At 74.5% G+C, this 26467-nt stretch carries 24 protein-coding genes; 14 read left to right on the top strand and 10 right to left on the bottom strand.

Features of this window, described 5'->3' with window-relative positions; all coding sequences use genetic code 11:
• Positions 1-95: 95 nt before the first annotated feature.
• Positions 96-374: a WhiB family transcriptional regulator gene (locus tag ACZ7LY_RS01055; protein ID WP_471622347.1), complete on the bottom strand. Its 279-nt coding sequence runs from the start codon at positions 372-374 to the stop codon at positions 96-98.
• Between the two features lie 282 nt (positions 375-656).
• Here ACZ7LY_RS01055 and ACZ7LY_RS01050 point away from each other — a divergent pair, with 282 nt between their 5' ends.
• Together ACZ7LY_RS01050 and ACZ7LY_RS01045 are read left to right on the top strand one after the other, a co-directional pair.
• Complete coding sequence (locus ACZ7LY_RS01050) at positions 657-980, top strand: plasmid stabilization protein (RefSeq protein WP_471622346.1); 324 nt, start codon at positions 657-659, stop codon at positions 978-980.
• Between the two features lie 11 nt (positions 981-991).
• A complete protein-coding gene (locus ACZ7LY_RS01045) occupies positions 992-1312 on the top strand; it encodes a hypothetical protein (RefSeq protein WP_471622345.1) in 321 nt (106 codons plus the stop codon).
• Positions 1313-1427: 115 nt separating this feature from the next.
• Here ACZ7LY_RS01045 and ACZ7LY_RS01040 read toward each other — a convergent pair whose 3' ends face one another.
• The 4 genes from ACZ7LY_RS01040 to zapE all read right to left on the bottom strand — a co-directional run bounded on the left by ACZ7LY_RS01040 (position 1428) and on the right by zapE (position 5961).
• Positions 1428-2324, bottom strand: coding sequence for a substrate-binding domain-containing protein (locus ACZ7LY_RS01040; RefSeq protein WP_471622344.1), 897 nt, complete (start codon positions 2322-2324; stop codon positions 1428-1430).
• 105 nt (positions 2325-2429) lie between these two features.
• Positions 2430-3305, bottom strand: a complete 876-nt coding sequence (locus ACZ7LY_RS01035; RefSeq protein WP_471622343.1) for a polyphosphate kinase 2 family protein — start codon at positions 3303-3305, stop codon at positions 2430-2432.
• A 74-nt stretch (positions 3306-3379) separates the two neighbouring features.
• A complete protein-coding gene (locus tag ACZ7LY_RS01030; RefSeq protein WP_471622342.1) occupies positions 3380-4756 on the bottom strand; it encodes an alkaline phosphatase PhoX in 1377 nt (458 codons plus the stop codon).
• Between the two features lie 134 nt (positions 4757-4890).
• Positions 4891-5961: a cell division protein ZapE gene (gene zapE, locus ACZ7LY_RS01025; RefSeq protein ID WP_471622615.1), complete on the bottom strand. Its 1071-nt coding sequence runs from the start codon at positions 5959-5961 to the stop codon at positions 4891-4893.
• Positions 5962-6046: 85 nt separating this feature from the next.
• Here zapE and ACZ7LY_RS01020 point away from each other — a divergent pair, with 85 nt between their 5' ends.
• The 4 genes from ACZ7LY_RS01020 to msrB all read left to right on the top strand — a co-directional run bounded on the left by ACZ7LY_RS01020 (position 6047) and on the right by msrB (position 9454).
• Positions 6047-6889, top strand: a complete 843-nt coding sequence (locus ACZ7LY_RS01020; RefSeq protein ID WP_471622341.1) for a pyrimidine reductase family protein — start codon at positions 6047-6049, stop codon at positions 6887-6889.
• A 150-nt stretch (positions 6890-7039) separates the two neighbouring features.
• The gene (locus tag ACZ7LY_RS01015; RefSeq protein WP_471622614.1) at positions 7040-7495 is read left to right on the top strand and encodes an indole-3-glycerol phosphate synthase; all 456 of its coding nucleotides are present in this window, start codon (positions 7040-7042) and stop codon (positions 7493-7495) included.
• 126 nt (positions 7496-7621) lie between these two features.
• Complete coding sequence (murC, locus tag ACZ7LY_RS01010; protein ID WP_471622340.1) at positions 7622-9028, top strand: UDP-N-acetylmuramate--L-alanine ligase; 1407 nt, start codon at positions 7622-7624, stop codon at positions 9026-9028.
• An 18-nt stretch (positions 9029-9046) separates the two neighbouring features.
• Positions 9047-9454 (top strand): peptide-methionine (R)-S-oxide reductase MsrB, encoded by a 408-nt coding sequence (gene msrB, locus ACZ7LY_RS01005; RefSeq protein WP_471622339.1) that lies wholly within the window; start codon positions 9047-9049, stop codon positions 9452-9454.
• A 117-nt stretch (positions 9455-9571) separates the two neighbouring features.
• On the opposite strand, the gene ACZ7LY_RS01000 is transcribed toward msrB, so the two are convergent.
• Together ACZ7LY_RS01000 and ACZ7LY_RS00995 are read right to left on the bottom strand one after the other, a co-directional pair.
• On the bottom strand, positions 9572-10831 hold the full coding sequence (locus tag ACZ7LY_RS01000) for a cytochrome P450 (RefSeq protein ID WP_471622338.1): 1260 nt from the start codon (positions 10829-10831) through the stop codon (positions 9572-9574).
• Positions 10828-11604, bottom strand: a complete 777-nt coding sequence (locus ACZ7LY_RS00995; RefSeq protein WP_471622337.1) for an alpha/beta fold hydrolase — start codon at positions 11602-11604, stop codon at positions 10828-10830. Before ACZ7LY_RS00995 ends, ACZ7LY_RS01000 begins: the two co-directional genes overlap by 4 nt.
• A 220-nt stretch (positions 11605-11824) precedes the next feature.
• Between ACZ7LY_RS00995 and ACZ7LY_RS00990 the strand changes: the two genes are divergently transcribed.
• Positions 11825-12688: a pentapeptide repeat-containing protein gene (locus tag ACZ7LY_RS00990; protein WP_471622336.1), complete on the top strand. Its 864-nt coding sequence runs from the start codon at positions 11825-11827 to the stop codon at positions 12686-12688.
• Between the two features lie 3 nt (positions 12689-12691).
• Here ACZ7LY_RS00990 and ACZ7LY_RS00985 read toward each other — a convergent pair whose 3' ends face one another.
• Positions 12692-13270 (bottom strand): chorismate mutase, encoded by a 579-nt coding sequence (locus tag ACZ7LY_RS00985; protein ID WP_471622613.1) that lies wholly within the window; start codon positions 13268-13270, stop codon positions 12692-12694.
• 412 nt (positions 13271-13682) lie between these two features.
• On the opposite strand from ACZ7LY_RS00985, the gene cyc2 reads away from it, so the two are divergent.
• The 4 genes from cyc2 (at position 13683) to ACZ7LY_RS00965 (ending at position 19952) form a co-directional block, all read left to right on the top strand.
• Positions 13683-15917 carry a germacradienol/geosmin synthase Cyc2 gene (gene cyc2 / locus ACZ7LY_RS00980; RefSeq protein ID WP_471622335.1) on the top strand — a complete coding sequence of 745 codons (2235 nt, stop codon included), beginning with the start codon at positions 13683-13685 and terminating at the stop codon, positions 15915-15917.
• A 67-nt stretch (positions 15918-15984) separates the two neighbouring features.
• Positions 15985-17934, top strand: coding sequence for an O-aminophenol oxidase PhsA (gene phsA, locus ACZ7LY_RS00975; protein WP_471622334.1), 1950 nt, complete (start codon positions 15985-15987; stop codon positions 17932-17934).
• A 321-nt stretch (positions 17935-18255) separates the two neighbouring features.
• Positions 18256-18720, top strand: a complete 465-nt coding sequence (locus tag ACZ7LY_RS00970; RefSeq protein ID WP_471622333.1) for a PDZ domain-containing protein — start codon at positions 18256-18258, stop codon at positions 18718-18720.
• Positions 18721-18824: 104 nt separating this feature from the next.
• Positions 18825-19952, top strand: coding sequence for an aminopeptidase P family protein (locus tag ACZ7LY_RS00965; protein WP_471622332.1), 1128 nt, complete (start codon positions 18825-18827; stop codon positions 19950-19952).
• A gap of 468 nt (positions 19953-20420) precedes the next feature.
• Here the strand turns inward: ACZ7LY_RS00965 and treZ are convergent, their stop codons facing one another.
• The gene (treZ, locus tag ACZ7LY_RS00960; RefSeq protein WP_471622331.1) at positions 20421-22205 is read right to left on the bottom strand and encodes a malto-oligosyltrehalose trehalohydrolase; all 1785 of its coding nucleotides are present in this window, start codon (positions 22203-22205) and stop codon (positions 20421-20423) included.
• A gap of 146 nt (positions 22206-22351) precedes the next feature.
• Here treZ and ACZ7LY_RS00955 point away from each other — a divergent pair, with 146 nt between their 5' ends.
• Positions 22352-22900, top strand: coding sequence for an FHA domain-containing protein (locus ACZ7LY_RS00955; RefSeq protein ID WP_471622330.1), 549 nt, complete (start codon positions 22352-22354; stop codon positions 22898-22900).
• Between the two features lie 150 nt (positions 22901-23050).
• Complete coding sequence (locus ACZ7LY_RS00950) at positions 23051-23557, top strand: SSI family serine proteinase inhibitor (RefSeq protein WP_471622329.1); 507 nt, start codon at positions 23051-23053, stop codon at positions 23555-23557.
• A gap of 116 nt (positions 23558-23673) precedes the next feature.
• Here the strand turns inward: ACZ7LY_RS00950 and ACZ7LY_RS00945 are convergent, their stop codons facing one another.
• Positions 23674-24927, bottom strand: a complete 1254-nt coding sequence (locus tag ACZ7LY_RS00945; protein WP_471622328.1) for a M14 family zinc carboxypeptidase — start codon at positions 24925-24927, stop codon at positions 23674-23676.
• A gap of 223 nt (positions 24928-25150) precedes the next feature.
• Here ACZ7LY_RS00945 and ACZ7LY_RS00940 point away from each other — a divergent pair, with 223 nt between their 5' ends.
• Entirely contained in the window at positions 25151-26317 is a 1167-nt protein-coding gene (locus ACZ7LY_RS00940; RefSeq protein ID WP_471622327.1) for a cytochrome P450, read from the top strand.
• The last annotated feature ends 150 nt before the right edge of the window (positions 26318-26467 follow it).

Genomic DNA, 26467 nt, shown 5'->3' with positions numbered 1-26467 from the left:
CGACGGCGAACGTGGCGCGCACAGCGATGGGGCGCGGCCAGGGGATGAACCCCGGGCCGCGCCCCACGTGCGTCCGCCCCGCGAAGGGTGGGTGCTCAGCGTGCCGCTCGCGCGCGACGGCGTTCGGCGCGCAGGAGCGGGGCGCGCTCCGTCTCCGACAGGCCGCCCCACACCCCGGTGGTCTGTCTGGTCGCCACAGCCATCTCCAGGCACGCGGCCATCACCGGGCAGCGACGGCAGATCTGCTTGGCGGCGCGGACGTCCTGGACGGCGGGGCCCTGCGAGCCGACGGGGAAGAACAGCTCCGGGTCCTCCCCGACGCAGGCGGCCCGGTCCATCCACTGGGCTTGCGTCTCGTTCACTGGCAACGGCATGCCGCGCCGGGTGCCCGCCCCCGACCGCCGTAAAACGCGGGTTTGGTTCGCGCCGCGGCGGGGACCCGGAGCACCGGCCGGGAGGCCACAGGGGAGCGAAGGGAAGCCGGGCCGGGGGTTGGCGAACCCCCGGCCCGGCCGCGCCCCGCCCCTGGCCCCCGCCCCCTGGACCAGCCCCTTCGGCGCGATCACCTGGAATGGTCCGCCACAGCGGGGTACTCGTGACCCGCGCGCCGTCCGGTGCCACAGGACGGCGGCGAACGAACGGGAGAGGAGCCGATCATGCCGAGCGGATCGAACGCCAAGCGCGAACGGCAGTACGAGAAGATCAAGGACAGCGCGCTCGACCGCGGCGAGTCCACCAAGCGCGCCAAGGAGATCGCCGCCCGCACGGTGAACAAGGAGCGGGCGCGGGCCGGTGAGTCGAAGACGGCGAGCCGCACCTCGAAGAAGGACATCTCCTCCAGCCGGCGCGGCGGACTGCGCTCCCACAAGGGCGCGGGCGGACCGACCCGCGATCAGCTCTACGAAGAGGCCAAGGACCGCAACATCAAGGGCCGTTCGCAGATGAACAAGAGCGAGCTGGCCAAGGCGCTCGGCCGGTGACGGGAGGGCATGTGAGCGACACCGACAAGACCGGGGGCACCGGCGTGCCCCGCACCGACCCGACCGGGCACGGCGCCGACCGCATCCCCGAGATCGGCCCCGACGTACGGCCCGAGACACCGGGAGCGGCGGCGCCCGCCGTCCCCCGCGACCTGCCCGACCAGCAGGCCGGCTCCGGGGACGACCCGCTGGACGTGCCCGGCGCCGAACCAGGACGTGAGGACGCCTCCGCCACGCGCGCCCGCGCGCAGGACCGCGAGGCGGGCGGCGAGACGCCCCCGCCGGGCGGTCACCGCGAGGACGACCCGGAGCCCGACGAACCGGCCGACTGAGCCTCGGTACGCATCGATGTCCCTGAGCGCGCGGCCCCCGGGCCGTGCGCTCAGCCGCGCGCGTGGCCGTGTCCGCTCGGCCAGGCGCTCAGCCGTGCGCGCAGCCCGTGTTCGCTCAGCCGCGTGCGCGCAGTGCCGCCGCCACCTCGTCGAAGAACGCGGCGTGCGCCCGCGCGCTCGCCGGGATCTCCGGGTTCCAGGGGATGACCGCCGCCCGTTCCGCGACGGCCGCCCATTGCGCGTCGGTGGCGTACAGCTCGGGCCGGGCCGCGTTCGCGCGCGCGTCGGCGAGGACCACGTCCGGGCCCAGCTCGGCGACGTCCGCCCAGGTGCCGGTGTGCCAGTTGGCGCCGGGCCCCTCGGGCGGCTCCACCGTGCGGACGCCGAGCCCGCCGAGGGCGCTCAGATCGGGCCACTTCGCGGGCCGCGCCAGATGCACGCTCTCCGGGCCGCCGGGGGAGAGGGCCAGTACCCGGGCCGCGCCGCCCGCGGTCCGCGCCGCGCGCGCCAGTTCCCGCTCGGCCCGGGCCAGGTCCGTGAGGGCGCCCTGGTCCTCGCCGGCGCCGAGCGAGCGGCCGAGCGCGGCGAACCCTTCCCGCACCGCGGTGAGGGTGCGGCCCTGCCCGACGTCGATCACGACGAGCGGGACGTGTTCTTCGAGGTGCTTGGCGGTGTCGGGCTCGATGCCGTACACCTGTCCGCCGCCGTAGGTGAGGGCGACGACGAGGTCGGGCCGCGCCGCGAGCACGGCCTCCACACCGAGCCCGGCGCCCGCGCCCAGGTAGCCGACGTCGTCGGGGAGCCGGCCCGCCTTGGCGCGGTCGACGCGGTCCCCGTCGTGGAAGGAGCCGAAGACGGCGGCCGGGCGTATGCCGAGGTCCCACAGGCTCGCGCCCGCCTGGACATAGGCGACGACGCGGGCCGGGGGGCCGGGCGCCGCCGTGACGTGCCCGCGGTCGTCGGTGAACTCCCAGGCGGGCGTGGACGGTTCGAGGGGTGCGGAGTCAGTCATGGCTGCACCCTGCCCAGCGCGCCCCGGCCGGACACGGCGGCTATGCGCCAACGGCGGGGCATCGGGCGCCGGGCGTGTCAGGGAGGAGGGCCGTGCCCGCCTGCGTCAGGGGCTCTCCAGGAGGCGCCTGCGGGCCTGCGCCACGTCGAAGTCCGCCGCCGGATAACGCGGGTCAAGCCGCTCCAGGAGGTCGCACAGCAGCGCGCCCACCGCCCAGTTCCGGTACCACTTGCGGTCGGCGGGGATCACGTACCAGGGCGCCCCCGGCGTCGCGCACCGCTCCAGGGCCTTCTCGTACGCCTGGCGGTAGGCGGGCCACAGGGCGCGGTCCTCGATGTCGCCCATCGAGAACTTCCAGTGCTTGTCGGGGTCGTCGAGGCGGGCCAGCAGGCGGCGCTTCTGCTCCTCGTACGACAGGTGCAGGAAGCACTTGACGACGGTGACGCCCGCGTCGGTGAGGGAGCGCTCGAAGCGGTTGATCTTCTCGTAGCGGCGCTCGATCTGCGCGGCCGGGACGAGGTGCCGGACGCGGGCCACGAGGACGTCCTCGTAGTGGGAGCGGTCGAAGATGCCGATCTCGCCGGGTTCGGGCAGCGCCTTGGCGATGCGCCACAGGAACGAGTGCTCCCGCTCCTCGGCGGTCGGCGCCTTGAACGCGCGGACCCGGCAGCCCGACGGGTTGAGCCGGCCGATGACGTGCTTGACCGTGCCGCCCTTGCCGCTGGTGTCCATGCCCTGGAGGATCAGCAGCACCCGGCGCCGGTCGCCGGCCGTGCCCGCCGCCCACAGCCGCTCCTGGAGCGCCGCGAGCCGTTCACCCGTCCGGGCGATCAGCTCGGCGCCCTCCTTCTTGTCGCGGGGGCCGCCGGGCACCGCCCGCGTGTCGTACGCGCCGAGATCGACCGCCCCGGCCGGGACGCGCAGCAGCTCGCTCGGCGCGGCGGCCTCGCGCCAGCCGCCCTCGTCGTCGCCCTCCGCCACCGCGCGCCCCTTCCGTCAGGTACTGCGATCGTGCGCCGCCGGGCCCCGGCGCGCTACTCGTGCGCTAGGGCGTGTCACCGGTGGAACGGTCCGGTCACCGCGAACGTCGTGCCGGGCGTGTAGCAGTTCACGTACATCGTCGAGCCGTCCGGGGCGAAGGTGACGCCCGCGAACTCGCCCCACTCCGGCTTCTCCGCCGTCCCGATGTTCTGCCGGCCCCGCGCCATCGGGTACACCTCGCCCGCGCGCGTCACGCCGAACACGTGCTGGGCGCCCTCGCCGTCCTCGCACACCATCAGGCCACCGCCGGGCGCGAGGCAGATGTTGTCCGGTTCCTCGCCGGGCAACCGGACGTCCGTCGCCGGGCCGAAGACGACGACGAGGGTGAGCCGGCGGGCCGCCGGGTCGTAGCGCCAGATCTGGCCGAAGTGGTCGGCGGCCGAGCCCTCGCGGCTGCGCGCGAACGACGACACGAAGTACACGCAGGTCCCGCCCCAGTAGCAGCCCTCCAGCTTCTGCGCGTGCGTGATGCCCTTCGGCCCGAAGTCCTGGTTGCGGACGGGGGTCGTGGCCGCCAGCGGGTCGGGTACGTCGACCCACTCGACGCCGTGGAAGACCGCGCCGGTCTCCTGGACCGCCGACAGGTCGGGCACGCCCGGCACCCGCATCGCCTGGAGCGTGCCGCCCGCCCGCAGCGAGCCGAGGCCGCCCTTCGGCCGGTTCGGCAAGAAGCGGTAGAAGAGGCCGAACGGAGACTGGAACGCGTCCTCCGTCTCGTAGACCACGCCCCGGCGAGGGTCGATGGCCACCGCCTCGTGCTGGAAGCGGCCCAGCGCCTTCAGCGGCACCGCGCCCGAGCGGTGCGGGTCGGCGGGGTCCACCTCGAAGACGAACCCGTGGTCCTTGGTGTAGCCGTTGGTGCCGGCCCGGTCCTCGGTCTCCTCGCAGGTCAGCCACGTACCCCACGGGGTGGGCCCGCCAGCGCAGTTGACGGCGGTGCCCGCGATGGCGACCCGCTCGGAGATCACCTCGCCGCGCCGGTCGAGGGTCAGCGCGGTACAGCCGCCCTTTCCCCGCGGGTCGTACGTAAGCCCCGGAACGGTCGGCACGGGGAGCTTGGCGGTGACGCGGTTCTCGTGGTTGCGCACGAGGTGGACGCGGCCGGACCGGCCGGCGAACGCGGCCATCCCGTCGTGGTTGCTCGGCACCCGGCCCTCGCCGGAGCGCAGCGGGTCGCCCTCGCGCGAGAGGACCTTGTAGCGGAACCCTTTCGGCAGGTCGAGCAGGCCGGCCGGGTCGGGCACCAGCGGGCCGTAGCCGCCGCGCCCCTGCGCGGCGGCCGACCCGGCGAACAGTTCGGAGAGCTGACCGGCGAAGGCGATCCCGGCGACCGACGCGCCGGTGCGGGCCAGAACCTGACGTCTTGTCGCGTACGAGCGTGACTCGGACATGCGGCAACCTCCTGCTGGCGGACAGGACCTGTGACCAGGCCGTGTCTACCACGCACCACACGCCACGGGAACCACGCCTCAAGCGGGCGGCCGCAGGGATCGAGGCGCCGGATCCAGTGCCGGCGCACCGGAGTTCAGTCCCGTACGAGGTCCTTCGCGTCGCGGGCGAGGGCCGTCAGGCGCGATATCGCGCGGAAGTACTTCTTGCGGTAGCCGCCCTTCAGCATCTCCTCGCTGAACAGCTCGTCGAACGGGCGGCCCGACGCGAGCACCGGGATCTCCCGGTCGTAGAGCCGGTCCGCGAGGACGACCAGGCGCAGCGCCGTCGACTGGTCGGGCACCGGGGAGACCTCGGTGAGACAGACGGCGGCCAGGTCGTCGGTGAGCGCGCCGTAGCGGCTCGGGTGGACCTTGGCCAGATGGCCGAGCAGGTGCGGGAAGTCGTCGAGCGAGGCGCCGGGCGTCGCGTACGCGGCCTTCGTGACCTGCTCGTCGGAGAACGGCGGCGGCGCCTCGGGCAGCCCCCGGTGGCGGTAGTCCTCGCCGTCGATGCGCAGCGGGCGGAAGTGCGCGGACAGGCCCTGGATCTCGCGCAGGAAGTCGGCGGCGGCGAAACGGCCCTCGCCGAGCTTGCCGGGCAGCGTGTTCGACGTGGCGGCGAGCGCGACGCCCGCCTCGACGAGCTTGCCGAGCAGCGTGGAGACGAGGACCGTGTCGCCCGGGTCGTCCAGCTCGAACTCGTCGATGCACAGCAGGCGGTGCCCGCTCAGCGTCTTCACCGTCTGCTGGAAGCCGAGCGCGCCCACGAGGTTCGTCAGCTCCACGAACGTGCCGAACGCCTTCGCGGCGGGCTCGGCCGGCGTCGCGTGCCACAGGGAGGCGAGCAGGTGCGTCTTGCCGACGCCGTAGCCGCCGTCGAGGTAGACACCACGCGGCCCGCTGGGGGCGGCGGCCTTCTTGCCGAAGCCGAACAGACCGCGCTTGCGGCCCGCGCCGGACGCGTGCGCCCCGCCGAGGCCCGCCGCGAACGAGCTGAGCACCTCGACGGCCTGCGTCTGGCTCGGCTGGTCCGGGTCCGGGATGTACGTGTCGAAGCGCGCCGCGCTGAACCGCGGCGGCGGCACCATCTCGGCGACCAGCCGCTCAGCGGGGACGTGCGGCTCGCGGGCGCACAGGGACAGCGGCGCGTCGGACGTCGGGTTCAGTCCCGCGCGCGGCGACCCGGTGGCGGTGGTTTCGGTGGAGGACGACACAGTTCCTCAGCTTAGTGGGCATGTCACACTGCACGTCATGCGACGCCTGTTCCCTGTGACGTACGAAACAGCAGATCACGAGGGCCGCAAGGCCCGTGAGGGGGCCGAGAGGCGTGAGGGGTCCGAGGGGCGTGAGGGGTCCCTCGACGAGCTGGCCGACGCCTACGCCTATCCGGAGCCCGCGCCGGGCGCCGGGGGCGGCGATGTGTGGCTGCGCGCCAACATGGTCTCCACCCTCGACGGAGCGGCCCAGCACGACGGCCGCTCCCAGCCCATCTCCTGCCCCGCCGACATGCGGATCTTCGGCACGCTGCGCGGTCTCGCGGACGTCGTGGTCGTCGGCGCGCAGACCGTCCGCCAGGAGGGGTACCGGCCGGCGCGGGCGCGCGAGGCGTTCCTCGCGCGCCGGGCCGCCGCGGGGCAGCCGGCGGCCCCCGCCATCGCGGTGATCAGTGCGAGCCTCGACCTGGATTTCGAGCTTCCGCTTTTCTCCGATCCGCTCGTCCCGACGCTCGTGATCACCGGCGCGGGCTCCCCGCGAAAGCGTCAGGAGGCGGCGCGCGGGGCGGGCGCCGAGGTGCTGCTCGCGGGGGAGGGCGCGGCCGTCGACCCGGCGCGGGCCGTGCGCGCCCTCGCTGACCTCGGACATCGCCGGCTGCTCACCGAGGGCGGCCCTCATCTGCTCGGACAGTTCGTGGCCGCACAGGTGCTCGACGAGCTGTGCCTGACCCTCTCGCCGATGCTCACGGCGGGCGACGCGCAGCGCATCGCCGGCGGCTCGGCCCTCACCGTGCCGGAACGTTTCGAGCTGGCATCTCTTCTGGAGGAGGACGGTTTCCTCTTCACCCGATACCGTCGGACGCGACATTCGGCGGAATGACTCGTTCCGTTTAGCTTCCGCTGGGCACACTAAAACTCGCAGACCCCGTGCGCGCACGGGGCAGGATGGTTTCCGCAGGTCCTCACGGCCGTCGCAGGACGGCCCGCGGACGGAAGAAGAAGGGCACCCGTCGTGTTCAAGAGCGTGTTGATGATCGAGAAGGCCCTGACGTCCGCAGACGTGGAGTTCGTCACCACCTTGCACGGAGACGAGGAGGTCTCCTTCCACGTGCTCCTCCAGCCCCGCGGCGACCAGGCCGACCGCCTGCTGCGGGCCATCGACGACGTCGCCATGGGCGAACTGGACGAGGCCGCCCGCGAGCACGAGGTGCCCGAGGGCGACGAGGCCAAGGCCCCCGCCGAGCGCGCCCTCGCCGTCTCCCTCGCGGCCCTGCACCAGGCGGGCTGCTCCGCCGAGGGACGTCTCGTCGAGGAACACCCCCTGGACGCCCTCAAGGCCCTCGCCGAGGAGACCGGCGCCGACGAGGTCATCGTCCTGACCGACCCGCACTACGTCGAGGAGTTCTTCCACCGCGACTGGGCCTCCCGCGCCCGCCACAAGGTCGGCGTGCCGGTCCTCAAGCTGTTCTCGTACAACAAGGCGTGAACCGTCGCCGCAGCGCGGCGTGCGAAGCGGACGGGGCCAGGCAATAGGCTGGGCCCCGTTCCGCCGTCATGGCGTCCGCCCGGCCCCCGGGTGAGGACGCCCGAGGACCCCAGGGGAGAAACACCTATGGCACCCGGCCTGCCCGCCACCACAGCCGCCATGGACCGACCGCACTTCATCGGCATCGGCGGCGCCGGCATGTCGGGCATCGCCAAGATCCTCGCCCAGCGCGGCGCCCGGGTCGCCGGCAGCGACGCCCGCGAGTCCGCCACCGCCGACGCGCTGCGCGCCCAGGGCGTCACCGTGCACATCGGCCACGACGCGGCCCACGTCGCCGACGACACCACCTGCGTCGTCGTCTCCTCCGCGATCCGCGAGGACAACCCCGAGCTGGCCCGCGCCAAGGAACTCGGCATCCCCGTCGTGCACCGCTCCGACGCGCTCGCCGGGCTCATGGCGGGCCTGCGCCCGATCGCCGTCGCCGGCACCCACGGCAAGACGACCACCACGTCGATGCTGGCCGTCTCCCTGTCCTCGCTCGGCCTCGACCCCTCCTACGCCATCGGCGGCGACCTCGACGCGCCCGGCTCCAACGCGCTGCACGGCGAGGGCGAGATCTTCGTCGCCGAGGCCGACGAGTCCGACCGCAGCTTCCACAAGTACGCGCCGGAAGTCGCCATCGTCCTCAACGTCGAACTCGACCACCACGCCAACTACGCGTCGATGGACGAGATCTACGAGTCCTTCGAGACGTTCACCTCCAAGATCGTCCCCGGCGGCACCCTCGTCGTCGCCGCCGACCAGGCCGGCGCCGCCGAACTGACCCGCCGGGTGCGCGAGGCGACCTCCCTGAAGGTCGTCACCTACGGCGAGTCCGAGTCCGCCGACATCCGCATCCACAAGATCACCCCGCGCGGTCTGACCAGCGAGGTCACCGTCCTGCTCGACGGCAAGCTGCTCACCTTCACCGTCTCGGTCCCCGGCCGCCACTACGCGCACAACGCCGTCGCCGCCCTCGCCGCGGGCGTCGCCCTCGGCATCCCCGCGCGCAACCTCGCCTCCGCGCTCAAGTCGTACACCGGCGTCAAGCGCCGCCTCCAGCTCAAGGGCGAGGTCGACGGCGTCCAGGTCATCGACTCCTACGCGCACCACCCCACCGAGATGAGCGCCGACCTGGAGGCCATGCGCGCCGCCGCCGGTGACGCCCGCATCCTCGTCCTGTTCCAGCCGCACCTGTTCTCCCGCACCCAGGAGCTGGGCACGGAGATGGGCCAGGCCCTCGCCCTCGCCGACGCCTCCGTCGTCCTCGACATCTACCCGGCGCGCGAGGACCCGATCCCCGGCATCACCAGCGCCCTGATCATCGACGCGGCCCGTGCCGCGGGCGCCGACGTGCAGGCCGCCCCCGACAAGGACGCCGCCGTCACCGCCGTCGCGGGAATGGCCAAGCCCGGCGATCTCGTTCTCACCATGGGCGCGGGAGACGTCACGGAGCTGGGCCCGCGCATCCTGGACCAGCTCGCCAAGCGCTAGCCAGAGGGAGTGGCCGACATGGCGTACGACATCGAGAAGCCGGACGAGCAGTGGCGCGCGGAGCTGAGCCCCGCCGAGTACGCGGTGCTGCGCCAGGCCGGGACCGAGCCCGCGTTCACCGGCGAGTACACCGACACCACCACGCGCGGTGTGTACGCGTGCCGGGCCTGCGGCGCCGAGCTGTTCACGTCCACGGAGAAGTTCGCGTCGCACTGCGGCTGGCCGTCGTTCTACGACCCGAAGGACTCCGACGCCGTCGAGCTGATCGAGGACCGCTCGCACGGCATGGTCCGCACCGAGGTGCGCTGCGCGCGCTGCGGCTCGCACCTCGGACATGTGTTCGAGGGTGAGGGCTACCCCACCCCGACGGACCAGCGCTACTGCATCAACTCCGTCTCGCTGCGCCTGGAGCCCGTCGGCGAGTGAGCCCGCGCGGGGCAGCCGTGCCGGCAGTCCCGCGTGAGTCCGCTCAGGACCGCCGCACCGGCAGTCCCGCGTGAGTCCGCTCAGGACCGCCGCACCGGCAGTCCCGCGTGAGTCCGCTCAGGGCCGCCGTACCGGCAGTTCCTTCACGCCGTTGATGAAGTTCGACACCAGGCGGCGCGGTTCGCCCGCCAGGGCCAGCTCCGGCAGCGCCCGCGCCACCTCCGCGTAGAGCACGCGGAGCTGGAGGCGGGCGAAGTGGGCGCCCAGGCACACATGCGGGCCGTCGCCGAAGGAGACCTGCGGGTTGGGCGCCCGGCCCAGGTCCAGGGCGAACGGGTCGGCGAAGACCTCCTCGTCGTGGTTGGCACTGGCATGCAGCACGACGACCTTGTCGCCGCGCCGCACCCGCGTCCCGGCCAGCGTCGTGTCCCGTACCGCCGTACGGCGGAACGTCAGCACCGGCGGATGGCGGCGCAGCAGCTCGTCCGTCGCCCGCCCGAGGTCCGCACGGCCCGACCGCAGCAGGGCGTACGCGGCCGGGTCCCGGGCCAGCAGGGCGAGACCGCCCGGGGCGGCGCTGCGGACCGTGTCGTTGCCCGCGATCGTCAGCAGGAAGAAGAACATCTGCCGTTCGGCGGCGCTCAGTTCGCCGTCCTCGGCCAGCGTCGTCATCACGTCGTCCGCCGGGTGCGCCCGCTTGTGGGCGGCGAGCGCGGCGGCGTACGCGAACATGTCGGCGAGCGCGGAGGGCGAGCGCGGGTCCTGGGGCGGGTCCCCGCTCCCGTCGGCGGCCGGGGCCTCGTCGGGGTCCTGGTAGCCGATCACGCGGCGCGTCCAGTGCAGCATCAGGTGCCGGTCGGACTCCGGGACGCCGAGCAGCTCCGCGAGGTTCAGCAGCGCGTAGTCGTCGGTGACCGCCGCGACCAGGTCCACCGTGTCGCCGTCCGGCGCGGCGAGCGCCGCCCGCAGCAGGGCGCGGGCCCGCTCGCGCGCCGCCGCCTCGAACGCGGCGACACGGCGCGGCGTGAACGCCCGGCTGACCAGGCGCCGCAGCCGGCCGTGCGCGGGCGGGTCCTGGTTCAGCATCATGCTCCGGATGAACGGCAGGTCCGCCGGGTCCGGGTCGCGGATCTGCGTCGCCCCCAGGTGCGAGGAGAACGTCTCCGCGTCCTTCAGTACCCGCACCACGTCCGCGTGCCGGGCCACGGCCCAGAACCCCGGGCCCTCCGGCCAGCCGAGCACCGCCGGCTCCTCCTGCCAGGACACCGGGTGGTGCGCGCGCAGCACCCGGTAGCGCTCGTGTGGCACCCCGCGCGCGTATACGCGCGGGTCGAACACGTCAGGGACGGCCGGGGCGTGCGGCGCGGGCACGCTCACGCGCCGTCCGCCCGCAGGAAGTCCTCCACCACCCGGATCAGCGCGAGCGGCGCCTCGTCCATCGCGTAGTGCCCGCACACCGGCAGATCGACCAGCTCGCCGTGCGGGAACCAGCGCAGCCAGGTGCCGCGCGTCAGCTCCGCCGACAGCGCCGGGTCGAGCTGCCCGGTGACCGCGAGCGCGGGCGTCGGCGCACCCTCGACGTCCTCGTGGAAGTCGTCGCCGGTCCACGAGTCGAGCCAGGCCCGGAACGCCTTCACGTCGCTGCACGCGAGGGAGCGCGCCACCATCCGGTCCAGCCAGGCCGCCGGGCGCACCCCGCCCGTCGTCACGTCGAGGATCGCCCGCCGGTGCTCGGGCCGGGTGTCCGCCGTCGAGAACAGCTCCCACTGCTCGGGCGGCAGCGCGAGCCCCGACGCGGGCACCGGCGAGACGCCCACGAGCCGCCGCAGCCGCTCCCTGGCGAGGGCCACCACGCGCTGCGCGACCGCGCCGCCCATCGAGTGCCCGATCAGCGAGAACCGCTCCCAGCCGAGCCGGTCAGCGAGGTCCAGCACGTCCGCCGCGCCCTCGGCCGTCGTGTACGCGCCGGGCACGTCCCTGGCCTCGCCGTAGCCGCGCAGATCCACGAGCGCGTACGTGAACGACTCCCGGTCCAGGTCCGCCGCGACCGGCGCGTACGCGGAACGGTCCGCGAACCAGCCGTGCACGGCGATCACCTTGTGCGGCCCCTCGCCGCGCAGTTCATGGGGCAGATGGAAGCTGGAGGCCACGTCGACTCCCGGGGCGTGGGCGGGCGGTTCCGGATGCGATACACGGTGACGCGGCCAGCGCCGGGCCACAAGAGGGCGGTACGTCCTGCGTGTGACGGGTGACGGGTGACGGGTGACGGGTGGCGGGTGGCGGGTGACGGGAGGGCGGTGCGTCCCCTGCGGGGCGCGGGTGCGGGCGTGCCGGGGCGGGCGATGAGGGGCGTACGCCTGGTGGGTGACAATGGGGCGCGTGACCGACGCCGACGCCTCCGCCGACGCCCGCCCCGTGGCCCCCGCCGACCGGACCGCGCTCGCGGCCGACTGCGGCTCCTGCTTCGGCCTGTGCTGCGTCGCCCTGCCGTTCGCCAAATCCCAGGACTTCGCACGGAACAAGAGCGCGGGCACCCCCTGCCACAACCTCCGCGAGGACTTCGGCTGCGGCATCCACGCGCGGCTGCGGGAGGAGGGCTACCCCGGGTGCACGGTCTTCGACTGCTTCGGCGCCGGACAGCGCGTCTCACAGGTCACCTTCGAGGGCGTCAGCTGGCGCGAACGGCCCGACACCGCCCGCACCATGTACGAGGTCTTCCCCGTCATGCGGCACCTGCACGAACTGCTGTGGTACCTCACGGACGTCCTGGAGATGCGGCACGCGGCGCCCGTCCACACCGCCGCCCGCGCGGCCCGCGCCGACCTCGACGCCCTCACGCGCGCGGACGCCGCGACCGTCCTCGCCGCCGACGTGCCCGCCCTGCGCGAGAAGGTCAACGCCCTGCTGCTGCGCGCGAGCGAGCTGGAACGCGCCGCCCACGTCCCCGGCCGCCGCCGCGACCACCGGGGCGCCGACCTGTTCGGCGCCCGGCTGCGCAAGGCCGACCTGCGCGGCGCCACCCTGCGCGGCGCGCTCCTCGTCGCCGCCGACCTGACCGGCGCCGACCTGCGCCACGCCGACCTCATCGGCGCGGACCTGCGGGACGCCCGCCTGTCCGGCGCCGATCTGACCGGCGCCCTCTTCGTCACGCGGGCCCAGCTCGACGCGGCGCGCGGCGACAGCGCCACCCGGCTCCCGGCCGGCCTCGCCCGCCCCTCCCACTGGGCCGCCTGACCCTCACCGGCCGGGCGCCGCGCACACCGACGCCAGCGCCCGCGCCAACCCCCGTACGTGCAGGGCGTCGAAGCCGTGGGCGCGGGCCTCGCGCAGCGCCGACGCGGTCAGCACCGGGGCGCACGCCGGGGACGCGCGTACGGGCGTCACGCGCGCCAGCGCGTCCAGCAGGGCCGCCGTGATCCGGTCCAGCGCCGGGCGCACCTCGCGCGCGAGGTCGGGCCGGTGCGCCGGACGCTGCCCCGGGTGGGCGTCCCAGCGCGCGAACAGGCCGCGCTGCACCGCCTTGTTGGCCTCGATCTGATCCCGGAACACCGCCCGCGCGAACCCCGGATCGACGCCGAGGGCGCCCGCGCGGGCCGCCACGTCGTCCAGGATCTGCCGCTCGCGCGCAGGGTCGTCGATCGGCGCCTCGGTGCCGTACTTCGCGGCGGCGACCTTGTCGGCCAGCGCCACCCGGTCGGCGGCGAGGCGCGCGGGCGGCACGAGCACGGCACCGGACGGCGCGGTCACGGGCGGGGCCCCGGCGGCGGTGGCGGGGGCGGCGGTGGCGGGGGCGGCGAAAGCCGGGGCCGGAAGCAGGGTCAGCGCGAGGGCGTGTCCGCAAAGTCCCGTCGTCGTCCGAAGGACGGCCCCGCGGCGTCTGGTGCGTGCTCTCGGCGTGCCGGGGGCAAGGCCTCGTACTGGATGTACTTGGCCTTACGCCCGGTGCGGCGAGAGTGCGTGCCAGGCGTCGCGGGGCAGACGGGACTTTGCGGACACGCCCTAGGGCGGCGGTCGCGGGAACAAGCATGCGGGACACGCGCGTACGCACGGGCGGCCCTCCTTCTCGTACGGGAACGAACCCGCCCGGGGTTGCGGGCGGCGGCCCGGTTGGAGGGCCGGAAGCAGGAACTTCCCGCGCGCGGGGCGGAACAGTCGACGGTTCACGCGATGGAGCGATCATCGCCGTGCCGCCGGATGGCCGGACGGGGCGCTGGGTAAGGCCGCGCACATGACACAGCAGTCCACGCAGCCGTTCCGCCTGCCGCGCTTCTACATGCCCCACCCGGCGCGGCTCAACCCGCACCTCGACGAGGCGCGCGCCCACAGCGCCGACTGGGCCCGCGCGATGGGGATGCTGGAGGGCAGCGGCGTGTGGGAGCGCAGCGACCTCGACGCCCACGACTACGGGCTGCTGTGCGCGTACACGCACCCCGACTGCGACGGCCCCGCGCTGTCGCTGATCACCGACTGGTACGTGTGGGTGTTCTTCTTCGACGACCACTTCCTCGACATGTTCAAGCGCACCAACGACCGCGAGGGCGGCAAACGGCACCTCGCGCGGCTGCCCCTGTTCATGCCGATGGACCTCGACACGCCCGTGCCCGAACCGCGCAACCCGGTGGAGGCCGGCCTGATCGACCTGTGGCGGCGCACCGTGCCCGCCATGTCGCACGGCTGGCGGCGCCGGTTCGCCGAGTCCACCGAGAACCTGCTCAACGAGTCCATGTGGGAGCTGTCCAACATGGACGAGGGGCGCGTCGCCAACCCCGTCGAGTACATCGAGATGCGCCGCAAGGTCGGCGGCGCGCCCTGGTCGGCCGGGCTCGTCGAGTACGCGACCGCCGAGGTCCCGGACGCCGTCGCCCGCAGCCGCCCGCTGCGCGTCCTCATGGAGACCTTCTCCGACGCCGTCCACCTGCGCAACGACCTGTTCTCCTACGAGCGCGAGGTGTGCGACGAGGGCGAACTGTCCAACGGCGTCCTCGTCCTGGAGACGTTCTTCGGCTGCGGTACGCAGGAGGCAGCCGAGGCCGTCAACGACGTGCTCACCTCCCGCCTCCACCAGTTCGAGCACACCGCGCTCACCGAGGTCCCCGCCCTCGCCGTCGACAAGGGCCTCACCCCCGAGGAGGTGGCCGCCGTCGGCGCGTACACGCGCGGCCTCCAGGACTGGCAGTCCGGCGGCCACGAGTGGCACCTGCGCTCCAGCCGCTACATGAACGAGGGCGCCGTCGCGCCGGCCGCGCCCTGGACCACGCCGAGCGGCCCGGGCACCGCCACCGCCGACGTCAGCGGGCTGCTCCACGACCTCGGCGCCGAGCGTCTGCGCCGCTACGCGCACGTGCCGTTCCAGAAGGTCGGCCCGTCCGTGATCCCGGACATCGACATGCCGTTCGAGCTGCGGCTCAACCGGGGCCTCGCGGGCGCCCGCGAACGGCTGCTGCCCTGGGCGCGGTCGATGGGCCTGCTCTCCGAAGGGGTCTGGGACGAGGACAAGTTCGCCGCCGCCGACCTCGCGCTGTGCTCCGCGGGCATCGACCCGGACGGCGACCGCGACGCCCTCGACCTGAGCGCGCGCTGGCTGACCTGGGGCACGTACGCCGACGACTACTACCCGCTGGTGTTCGGGCGCCGGGGCGACCTCGCGGGCGCGCGCGCGTGCACGGCACGCCTGTCCGCCTGCATGCCGCTGGACGGCGCCGCGCCCCCGCCGCCCGCCAACGCCATGGAACGCGCGCTCGGCGAGCTGTGGACCGCGACCACCGCCACCATGCCGCCCGCGCGGCGCCGCGCCTTCAAGGACTCCGTGGAGGTCATGACCGAGAGCTGGCTGTGGGAGGCCGCCAACCAGCTCCAGAACCGCGTCCCCGACCCCGTCGACTATCTGGAGATGCGCCGCGCCACCTTCGGCTCCGACCTCACGATGAGCCTGTGCCGCATGGGCCACGGCCCCGCCGTGCCGCCCCAGGTGTACCGCAGCGGCTCCGTCCGCGCCCTGGAGAACGCGGCGGCCGACTACGCGTGCCTGGCCAACGACGTGTACTCGTACCAGAAGGAGATCGAGTACGAGGGCGAGCTGCACAACGCCGTCCTCGTCGTGCAGAACTTCTTCGGCGCCGACTACCCGGCCGCGCTGAGGATCGTCCACGACCTGATGACCCAGCGCATGCGCCAGTTCGAGCACATCGTCGCGCGCGAACTGCCCGTCCTGTACGACGACCTCCACCTGAGGCGGGAGGCCCGCGAGATCATGGACGGCTACGTGCGGAGCCTGCGCGACTGGATGGCGGGCATCCTGAACTGGCACGCCACCGTGGACCGTTACCGCGCCGACCACCTCGCCGGCCGCGCCCACGGCTTCGTGCCCGACCGCGTCCCCGCGGCCCCGGGTGCCGGTTTCAGGACCTTCGCGTCCGGAACGGGACATTCAGGGAACCTTGCCGGGGCGCCGGTCGTCTTGTGAGGTGAGACGGCCACGGACCGGCCGTGCTCCACGGGGGATTCACGAGGACACACGGGGGTGTTCTTGCATGACCGAGATCGTCGGACAGCTCACTGAGGAACCGGCACGGGCCGGCGGCCCGGCAGGCGTGGGGGAGGCCGCGGCGGAGATCGCCGCGGCGGCCGTCGGGGAACTGGCGCCGTACGTCGCGCCGTTGACCGTCCCGCCCGTCCTGCGACCCGCGAGCGGGGACGTGCGCGAGGAGACCGAGATCGCGCTGCGGCCCACCTGGCAGCGCCTGCACCCGCAGCTCCCGCCGACCCTCATGTGGGGGTACGAGGGTGCCGTGCCGGGCCCCACCATCGAGGTGCGGCGCGGACAGCGGGTCCGCATCGCCTGGACCAACCGCGTCCCCAAGGACGCCGAACACCCGGTGACGGCGGTGGAGGTGCCCGCTCCGCGCCCGGCGCCGGGCCAGACACCGCCGCCGAACCCGAGCACCCTGCCCGGCCGCGCCGGCGTCCCGGCGAACGCGGACGTGACGGCGCTGCCCGCCTGGACCGTCACGCACCTGCACGGCGCGCAGACCGGCGGCGGCAACGACGGCTGGGCGGACAACGCGGTGGGCTCGGGCGACGCCCAGCTCTCCGAGTATCCGAACGACCACCAGGCGGTGCAGTGGTGGTACCACGACCACGCCATGAACATCACCCGGTGGAACGTGCAGGCGGGCCTGTACGGCACCTACCTCGTCCGCGACGACGAGGAGGACGCGCTCGGACTGCCGTCCGGCGAGCGGGAGATACCGCTGCTGCTCGCCGACCGCAACCTCGACACCGACGAGGACGGCACGCTCAACGGCAGGCTGCTGCACAAGACCGTCGTCATCGACCCGAAGAACGCGGAGACCGGCAAGCCCGTCTCCCTGCCCTTCACCGGCCCCTACACGACGGTCAACGGCCGGATCTGGCCGTACGCGGAGGTCGCCGCGGGCTGGTACCGCTTCCGCCTGGTCAACGCGTCGAACGCGCGCATCTTCGACCTCGTCCTCATCGACGAGGACGACACGCCCGTGCCGGACGCGCTCGTCCAGATCGGCAGCGACGGCGGACTGCTGCCGCGCCCGGTGCCGATCACCTTCGGCCGGGACCTGCCCGCCCTGACGATCGCCCCTGCCGAGCGGATGGACCTGCTCATCGACTTCGGCCGGCTCGCCGGGCGCCGCGTCCGGCTCGTCAACAAGGGGCCGAACCAGGCGGCGGGCGTCCCGGACGTCGCCGGGAACGTGCGCTATCCGCACGTCATGGAGTTCCGCGTCGGTGAGGCGTGCGAGCCGGACCCGTTCACGCTGCCGGAGGTGCTGTCCGGGTCGTTCCGGCGCCTGACGCACGACATCGAGCACGGGCACCGGCTCGTCGTCCTCACCCCGCCCGCGACCAAGGGCGGCGGCGGACACCCCGAGATCTGGGAGATGGTCCAGGTCGACGACGCGGAGGCGGCGCACGGGCCCGTCGACGGCGTCATCCAGCTCCGCGACGACAAGGGCGCCCTGAAGACGTACCGGCGCACCGCCCGCACGTTCAACGACGGGCTCGGCTTCACGCTCGCCGAGGGCTCCTACGAACAGTGGAGCTTCCTCAACCTCGCGGTGAACCCGCCGGTCGTGCACCCCATGCACATCCATCTCGCCGACTTCCAGATACTCGGCCGTGACACGTACGACGTCTCCGGGTTCGACGTGAGCGTCGGCGGCACGGTCAAGCCCCTCACCTTCGACCCGGGCACCCCGGTCGCGCTCCCGGCCAACGAGCGCGGGTACAAGGACGTCTTCCGGGCGCTGCCGGGGCAGATGCTGCGCGTCATGGGCCGCTTCGACGGCGCGTACGGGCGGTTCATGTACCACTGCCATCTGCTGGAGCACGAGGACATGGGCATGATGCGGCCCTTCGTCGTCCTGCCCGAGCAGGCCCTGAAGTTCGACCACGGCGCGGGGCACGGCGGCCACGGCGACCATGGCGGAGGGGGCGGGCACGGCTGACGGTCCCGGCGCGGACGCCCTACCGCCCAGGTCGGGCGTTCCGTGTCGAACCGGGCATTCTCACTCGTTCGGGGATCGTGACGCGCCGCCGCGCCGGGTAGGGCTCAGGCCTGGCGGACGGTGAGCGGAGGCGGTCGAGTGAGGGAACAGACGGCGTTGCGGCCCAAGTCCCTGCCGGGTGCGCCAAGCGGGGGCCGGGGCACGAGGGCGCCCGGCTCAGGCGGCGGTGCGGGCTGCGGCGCCGGATGCGAGGCGCGCCGGGGCCGTCGCCCGCACGCGGCGCGCCGCCGGGGCCGCCGGCTGGCCGGAGCGGTCACGGGAGTGCTGTGCGCGCTGCTGCTGGTGCTCGGCGGGATCGGGCTCGGCACGGTCGGCGCGAGCGTCATCGGCCTCGGCAAGCTCGCGGAGGCGCGGGCGCGGGCCTCGGCGGCCCCCTCGGCACCGGCTCCCGGGCCCTCCGCTGCCGCGCCCTCCGCTTCCGCACCGGCCACGCCCGGGTCCGCGCGGCCCGTGCCCGCCGGCGGCAGTCTCGGCGTGGAGGCCGCCGACGCGCCCGAGGGGCCCGGCGCGCTCGTCGTCGCCGTCCATGTGCCCGGGCCCGGCTACACGGCGGGACTCGTCCGCGGGGACGTCGTGCTGGCCGTCGGCGGCGACCGCATCGGCTCCGCGAGCGACCTCGCGGACGTCGTGCGCGCCGCCCGCCCCGGCCACCCCGTCGCCCTGACGGTCCGGCACGCGGACGGTGGGCGCGTGCGGTTGACGGTGGTGCCGGGCGCCCTGGTCTGACGGCCGTCACCGGGGCGGACTCGCGCCGGGCGGGGCGGACGGGCAGGATGCTCCCGTAGACCCCGCCCCACCCACGAAGCCCGTACGCCTGGAGGCCCCGGACCATGACGACCGGCACACCCGCGCCCTTCACCGCAGCCGACTACCAGGCCCGTATGGAGCGGGCCGCGCGGTCCGCCGCCGACGCCGGGCTCGCCGGGGTGCTCGTCGCGCCGGGCCCCGACCTGGTCTGGCTCACCGGGTACCACGTGCCCGCCGACACCGAGCGGCTCACCCTCCTCGTCCTCGCCGCCGGACAGGAACCCACGCTGGTCGTGCCGACGCTGGAGGCGCCCGACGCCGCGAAGGCCGCCGGGGCGTCCGCGCTGACGCTGCGCGACTGGACCGACGGCAAGGACCCCTACGCGGTCACCGCGCCGCTCCTCGACCGCGCCGGGCGCTTCGGCGTCAGCGACAACGCCTGGGCGATGCATCTCCTCGGCCTCCAGAAGACCCTGCCCGACTCCTCCTACGTCTCCATGACGGAGGCGCTGCCCATGCTCCGCGCCGTCAAGGACGCCGCCGAACTGGAGCGGCTCGCCTCGGCCGGCGCGGCGGCCGACGCCACGTACGAGGAGATCAAGAAGGTCGCCTTCGCCGGGCGCGCCGAGAACGACGTGGCCCGCGACCTCGCGGATCTGCTGCGCGGGTTCGGGCACTCCCAGGTCGACTTCACCGTCGTCGGCTCCGGGCCCAACGGGGCGAACCCCCACCATGAGGCGGGGGAGCGGATCATCGAGGACGGGGACATGGTCGTCCTCGACTTCGGCGGGCTCAAGCACGGGTACGGGTCGGACACGTCCCGCACCGTGCATGTCGGGGAGCCGACGGACGAGGAGCGGCGCGTGCACGATCTCGTGCGGGAGGCGCAGAGCGCCGCGTGCGACGCGGTCCGTCCCGGGATCGCCTGTCAGGACGTCGACCGGGTCGCCCGGAAGGTCATCGCCGACGCGGGGTACGGCGAGTACTTCATCCATCGCACCGGGCACGGGATCGGGGTCACCACGCATGAGCCGCCCTACATGATCGAGGGGGAGCGGCAGGAGCTGGTGCCGGGGATGTGTTTCTCCGTGGAGCCCGGGGTCTATCTGCCGGGGCGGTTCGGTGTGCGGATCGAGGACATCGTGACGGTGACGGAGGGTGGGGGCCGGCGTCTGAACACGACGGCACGGGAACTGGCCATCGTCCACTGAGCTTGACGCGGGGCGCCGAGATCTTCAGGGGCGCTGCTCCTTGGGCCGGGTGGTCATCTCTCGCCCGGTGGATGGCTGACCGCGCAGTTCCCCGCGCCCCTGGGTGGGTGGGCCTGCCCGTGGTTCTTCACCTTTCGCCCGGTGGGGCTTCTCGCGCAGTTCCCCGCGCCCCTGGGTGGGTGGGCCTGCCCGTGGTTCTTCACCTTTCGCCCCGTGGGGCTTCTCGCGCAGTTCCCCGCGCCCCTGGAGGGGCGACTGCGTCGCCACCTCCTCCCCTGGGGAGCTGGGGCGGAGCCCCGCTCCCTCAGGGGCGCGGGGAACTGCGCGACCAGCCACGACGAGAGTCGAGGTAACCCACGGGCCGGAGCCACCCACCTTCCTAGGGGCGCGGGGAACTGTGCGACCAGCCGTGACGAGAGGCGAGGGTTCCCAGCGGCGGAGGCACCCGCTCGTTGGGGCGGGCCTGGGTCAAGGGGCCAGGGCGATCACCGTGCTTTCAGCGGCCAGCGTCAGCGTTCCCGTAGAAGTGACCGTCGCTTTCGACCACGCCGCCAACACCCCCGCCACCGGCCGCCCCAGCGGAATCTCCACCGGCACGGAGGACAGGTTCACCGCCACCCGCACATCCCCGCGCCGGTAAGCGATCCACCGCGCGTCCTCGTCGTAGGCGACCCGGACCGCCGCCAGATCGGGGTCCTGGAGGTCGGCCCGGGCGCGCCGCAGGGCGATCAGCTCCCGGTACCAGGCGAGGAGGCGCGCGTGCTCCCCGCCGAGGGGCTCGTCCCAGTCGAGGCAGGACCGCTCCCGCGTAGCGGGGTCCTGCGGATCGGGGATGTCCTCCTCGGCCCAGCCGTGCGCGGCGAACTCCCGGCGCCGCCCCCGCCGCACGGCCTCGGCCAGCTCCGGGTCGGTGTGGTCGGTGAAGTACTGCCAGGGCGTGCCCGCGGCCCACTCCTCGCCCATGAACAGCATCGGCGTGAACGGTCCCGTCAGCACGAGCGCCGCCCCGCACGCGAGCAGCCCCGGCGACACGGACGCGGCGAGCCGGTCGCCCTGGGCGCGGTTGCCGATCTGGTCGTGGGTCTGCGTGTAGGCGAGGAGCCGGTGCGCGGACGTCCTCGTACGGTCCAGGGGGCGTCCGTGGCGACGCCCGCGGAACGAGGAGTACGTACCGTCGTGGAAGTAGCCGTGGCCGAGCGTCTTGGCGACGGCGGCGACGGGGGCGCGCGCGAAGTCCGCGTAGTAGCCCTGGCGTTCGCCCGTGAGGGCGGTGTGCAGGGCGTGGTGCACGTCGTCGTTCCACTGGGCGTGCAGGCCGAGGCCGCCCGCCTCGCGCGGGGTGATCAGACGCGGGTCGCCGAGGTCGGACTCGGCGATCAGGAACAGCGGGCGCCCCAGTTCGGCGCCGAGCGTGTCGACCGCCGCCGACAGTTCCTCCAGGAAGGGCAGGGCCCGCCGGTCGTGGAGTTCGTGCACGGCGTCCAGGCGCAGCCCGTCGAGGCGGTAGTCCCGCAGCCAGGCCAGCGCGCTCGCCAGGAGGTACGCCCGTACCTCGTCGGAGCCGGGCGCGTCGAGGTTGACCGCGCTGCCCCACGGCGTGTGGTGGGTGTCCGTGAAGTACGGGCCGAACGCGGGCAGATAGTTGCCGGAGGGGCCCAGATGGTTGTGGACGACGTCCAGGACGACACCCAGCCCGCGCGCGTGGGCGGCGTCCACGAACCGCTTCAGCGCCTCGGGACCCCCGTACGGCTCGTGGACGGCCCACAGGCTGACCCCGTCGTACCCCCAGCCGTGCCGGCCCGGCATCGGGCACAGCGGCATCAACTCGATGTGGCTGACGCCCAGTTCCGCGAGGTGGTCGAGGCGGTCGATCGCCGCGTCGAGGGTGCCCTCGCGGGTCCAGGTGCCGACGTGCAGCTCGTACAGGACGGCGCCGGGCAGTCCGCGCCCCGCCCACGGCTCGCGCCAGACGTACCGGTCCTGGTCGACGACCGCGCTGAGCCCGTCGGGCCCGTCGGGCTGGCGGCGCGAGCGCGGGTCGGGCAGGACGGGCCCGCCGTCGAGGGCGTAGCCGTACCGGGTGCCGTCGGCGGCGTCGGCCTCGGCGGTCCACCAGCCGTCGCGGTCCGGGTCGCGCAGCATCTCCGTACGCCGGGTGCCGTCCGCTCCCGCTCCCGCGTCCGGGACCTGGGAGCTGTCGCGTACATGGAGCGTGACCCGCTCGGCCTGTGGTGCCCACACCTCGAACTGCACGGACGGTTCCCCTCGTCTGCGGCCGGTGACGACGCGTCCATGGTGCGTCACTCTTGATCGGCGGGGGGCCGATTCCGCCGATCCGGGGCGGGGCCGGGCCCCGGTCTTCTGGACACCTTCGCCGTGGCTGACCGACAATCACCTGTGTGACGTCCTCGTTCGAACACCACACGTCCCCGGCCCGGTTGTCCGACGCCGAGCGGGACCGGGCACTGAAGGTGCTCAGGGACGGCGTGGCGCTCGGCCGCCTCTCCCACGACACGTTCGTGCGCCGCATGGAGCTGGCGCTCGCGGCGCGGCGCCCGGACGAACTGGTGGCGCTCACCGCCGACCTGCGGACGGAGGGGCGCCTGGCCCGCGCGGTGTTCGGGACGGTCGGCGCGGTCTCCGGGTTCACCGTGCGGCTGCGCCGCGCCTGGACCCTGGAGCGGCTGCCGAAGCTGCTGCTGCCGGTCGCGGACCCGTTCCTGCTGCGCATCGGCCGCGACCCGGCGAACGGGCTGCGCCTGAGCCACGAGACCGTCTCCCGCGTCCACGCCGAGCTGCGCCGCCAGGGCGGCATCTGGGTGCTGCGCGACCTCGGCTCCACCAACGGCACGACCGTCAACGGCCGGCGGGTGATCGGCGCCGCCGTCGTCCAGGCCGGCGACCAGGTCGCCTTCGGACACATGGCGTTCCGGCTCTCCACGGACTGACGCGGTAGCCCGGGCCGGGCAGTCGGCGGTCACCTGTTCGGGTGGGCCGGTCCGCGTGTCGGGTGCGGTGGAGCGTCCCGCGTGGCATTGCATCCACTCGGTGCGGGCGAGGACCCGCACCTGTGGAACGCGAGGAACGGTGACACCCCCATGACGTCTGCCCCGGTCACGACGACCCCCCGTATCCCGGCCCGCCGCACCGCCCGTACCGCGCCGCGCACCGCGCTGCTCGCGGCGGCCGTCGCGGTCGGCGCCCTGCTCGGCGCCGCCGCCGCGCCCGCCCAGGCCGCCCCCGCGCGCCCGCACGGGCCGAACTGGCTGCGGCTCGACGTCACGCCCGGCGAGGACACGGGACCCGCCCGCGACGGCGGCGTGCTGCTGCGCTGTCCGGCGGGGTACGGCGCCACCCACCCGCACGCCGACCAGGCGTGCGCCGAACTGGCCGCCGTCCAGGGCGACATCACGCGCCTGCCCGTCCGCGACACGATGTGCACGATGATCTACGCCCCGGTCACCGCGCACGCCCACGGCCGCTGGAACGGCCACCGCGTCAGCTACACGCACACGTTCCCGAACACCTGCGTGCTGCGGGCCTCCACCGGATCGGTCTTCGCCCTGACCGGCGACGGCGCGGGGATCTACGGCGGAACCCGCTGACGGCGGGCGCCACTCACGGGGGCGATGACCGCTGACGGGGGCGATGGCCGCTGACGGGGGCGATGACCGCTGAGGGTGGCAAGGACCACTGACGGCGCGGGCCGCAGGCGTACGGGTCAGCCCTGGGCGTGGCGGACCGCGGCGATCGTGGTCCGCGCCTGATGCTCCACCTGATGCGCCACCGGCACCCACCGCGCCCCGAACCGGTCGGCGTACACCTCGCACCAGCGGTCGACCAGCGCGTCGAGCCGGGGCGCCGCCGCGTCGTCCGTCTCCTCCAGGACCCGCAGCAGCATCGCGGCGGCCCGCAGCGGCAGCCGCCGGGCGAACGCGTCGATGGACCCGACGTACGCCATCGTCGCGTCCGGCGGCGCCAGGCGCGTCCAGTCGTCGGCCAGGCCCGGCACGAGGCTCAGCGCCCAGCGCGCCGCCCGCAGCAGCGTCCCCGAGGTGGCGGGCAGGGTGGCGGGCAGCCGGGGCAGCGCCTGAGCCAGCACGTCCTCCACGAGCCGCGTGTCCCGGCTCAGCCGCGCCGAGAGGCGGCGCAGCGCCCGCTCCGGCGCGGGGTGCGGCGCCGGGTCGTCGACGAGGTCGCTCGCCCACATCGGCACCTCCACGATCGCCGTGGACCCGCCGTAGCGGTGCGCGTGGTGCCACGTGGAGTGCCGGGCGTCGTCGGGCAGGCTCGGGAACGCGGCCCGCGCGTCCGGGTCCGGCATCACATGCACCCCGGGACCCGACGCGGGCCAGCCCGCCGCGTCCGACGCGCCCGTCTCCACCGGTATGTGCAGCTCCGCCGCCGACTTGGCGAACGGCTCGGCGAGCCCCGGTATGTCCCGCGTCAACTGCACCCAGCTTCCGCCCAGTTCGGTGCCGTGCAGCGACACCTGGAGATAGGGGCGCAGCTCGTCGATGACGCCGGTCAGCGCGCGCGTCTCCGGGGGCAGCCGGTCCGGGGGCAGCACGGAGGGCGACCACTCCGGCTGCTCGTCGCCCGCCGGACGGAAGAAGCGGCGGTGGTAGTCGCGCAGGGAGCGCGGGGCGGGGGAGCGGTGCAGGGCAGCGCCGTCCGGGTCCGCGCAGAGCAGGAAGTGCCAGGAACGGTCCGTGCGCAGCGCCCGGTCCCCGAGCGCCCGCTCGGCCAGATGCAGCGCCGTGGAGCCGCCCGTCGGCTCGTTGGCGTGGGCGCCCGCGACGACGAGGACCGTGCGGCTGTCGTGCCCGACCGACAGCAGGTGCAGGGGGCGGCCGGCGCGCGAGGTGCCGACCTGGCGCAGCCGGCACAGGTCGGGTCGGCGGGTCGCCAGCTCCCGCGCCGCGCGGACGAGTTCGGCCGAGGTGGGGTACCGCTGCTCCGTCAGGTGACTCACCCCCGTTGGCGCTCACGGCGTCAGCACCCGCAGTACCCCACGCCCGGCGGCCCCTGTCAAGAAGGCCCGGACCAAAGGGCCTGCCCTTCGGATCAGGCCGGATCAGGGAGCGGGGCTTCACCCGTATGGGCGTACGGGGGCTGCGCCGCGCCGCGGCCGGTGATGCGCTGTGAGGAGCCGCGCGCGGGGCCGCCGCGCGCACCGGCCGGACGGGAGCCTCGCGGTGCTGTGTGTTCCCGGACCCGCCCCGGGTGCCGGCGCGTCCGGCGCCCCGGCCCACGCCGACGTCCGTCCGGCGGTCACTGGCGCGGGCGCGCTGCCGCCCGGCGCGCCGCCGTCCCTGGCCGACCCCGCGGTGGCGCGCGACCCGTACCCGCTCTACCGGCTGCTGCGGGAACGCCATCCGCTGCGCTACGACGAGGAGTTCGGGGCGTGGCTGGTGAGCCGGCACGCCGATGTGCACGCCGCGCTCACCGATCCGCGGCTCGCGCTGCCGGTCGCCGGCGGGCTCGCCGGGGCGCGGGTGGCGGGGGTGCCCGCCGGGCTGCGTGAGCGGGCGCTCGATGTCCTGGAGGACGGTGCCCGGCGCGGCGCGTACGTCCTCGCCCGGCGGCTCGCCGGGCGGCGCGAGGCCGAACTGGTCGCCGAGTTCTGCGACTGGCTGCCCGCCGCGGCCGTCGTCGCCGCGCTCGGACTGCCCTACGCCGACGTCGAGCGCGTCACCTCCTGGTACCGGGGCGGCGGCGCGCCCGACGGGCTCGGCGCGTTCCTGCGGCCCCTGCTGGCCCGCCGCCGCGCCCATCCCGGCCGCGATCTGCTGTCCCTGCTGTGCGCGCCGCCCGAGCGGGGGCGTCCGCTGTCCGACGAGGCCGTCACCTCCGTCGTCGCCGCGCTGCTCGGCACCGGCGGCGCGGCCACGGAACGGGCGCTGGCCGCGCTCCTCGCCGACCTCCTCGACCATCCCCGTCAGCTCGCGCTCGTCCGGGGGCGGCCGGGGCTCGCCGGTGCGGCCTGGGCGGAGTCGCTGCGGCGCGATCCCGTGGTGCATGTCGTGCAGCGCCGGGCGCTCGTGCCGTTCGTCGTCGGCGGGGGGACGGTGCCGGCGGGGGCGCGGGTCGCCTGTCTCGTGGGGTCCGCCGGGCGTGACGCGGGGCGCTTCGCTGATCCTGACCGGTTCGATCTCTTCCGGGCGGGGGGTGGGGTGCCGTCCGTCTTCGTCGGGGAGCGGTTCGCTCGGGGGCTCGCTGTGGCGGGCGTCCAGGCGTTGCTCGCGGCGCTTCCTTCTCTTGCGTGGGTGCCGGGGACGCGGGCCGGCTTCGAGGGTTTTCCCCTGCGGGCGCCGCGGGTGCTGCCGGTCCGCGTGGGCGGTTCCCCGCACCCCGAGAGGTGACAGCCCCGGCTGGTGGGTTCGTCGTCTCCAGCGTGCGCGGTGGCTGATCGCGCAGTTCCCCGCGCCCCTTACGGGGCTGCCAGCCCCGGTGCCTTTAAGGCGGCACCCAGCGCCGGGTGCGTGATCGTTGTGCGTTCAGTTCAGCCCGGT

The organism is Streptomyces sp. NPDC107550 (assembly GCF_055639095.1).
This window is presented reverse-complemented; position numbering and strand designations above follow the sequence as displayed.

Excerpts from the sequence above, each read along its gene's own strand:
- ACZ7LY_RS01055 (WP_471622347.1), bottom strand. The coding sequence starts at position 374 with ATGCCGTTGCCAGTGAACGAGACGCAAGCCCAGTGGATGGACCGGGCC.
- ACZ7LY_RS01050 (WP_471622346.1), top strand. The coding sequence starts at position 657 with ATGCCGAGCGGATCGAACGCCAAGCGCGAACGGCAGTACGAGAAGATC.
- ACZ7LY_RS01040 (WP_471622344.1), bottom strand. The coding sequence starts at position 2,324 with ATGACTGACTCCGCACCCCTCGAACCGTCCACGCCCGCCTGGGAGTTC.
- ACZ7LY_RS01030 (WP_471622342.1), bottom strand. The coding sequence starts at position 4,756 with ATGTCCGAGTCACGCTCGTACGCGACAAGACGTCAGGTTCTGGCCCGC.
- ACZ7LY_RS01020 (WP_471622341.1), top strand. The coding sequence starts at position 6,047 with ATGCGACGCCTGTTCCCTGTGACGTACGAAACAGCAGATCACGAGGGC.
- ACZ7LY_RS01015 (WP_471622614.1), top strand. The coding sequence starts at position 7,040 with ATGATCGAGAAGGCCCTGACGTCCGCAGACGTGGAGTTCGTCACCACC.
- murC (WP_471622340.1), top strand. The coding sequence starts at position 7,622 with ATGGCACCCGGCCTGCCCGCCACCACAGCCGCCATGGACCGACCGCAC.
- msrB (WP_471622339.1), top strand. The coding sequence starts at position 9,047 with ATGGCGTACGACATCGAGAAGCCGGACGAGCAGTGGCGCGCGGAGCTG.
- ACZ7LY_RS00990 (WP_471622336.1), top strand. The coding sequence starts at position 11,825 with ATGGGGCGCGTGACCGACGCCGACGCCTCCGCCGACGCCCGCCCCGTG.
- cyc2 (WP_471622335.1), top strand. The coding sequence starts at position 13,683 with ATGACACAGCAGTCCACGCAGCCGTTCCGCCTGCCGCGCTTCTACATG.
- phsA (WP_471622334.1), top strand. The coding sequence starts at position 15,985 with ATGACCGAGATCGTCGGACAGCTCACTGAGGAACCGGCACGGGCCGGC.
- ACZ7LY_RS00965 (WP_471622332.1), top strand. The coding sequence starts at position 18,825 with ATGACGACCGGCACACCCGCGCCCTTCACCGCAGCCGACTACCAGGCC.
- ACZ7LY_RS00950 (WP_471622329.1), top strand. The coding sequence starts at position 23,051 with ATGACGTCTGCCCCGGTCACGACGACCCCCCGTATCCCGGCCCGCCGC.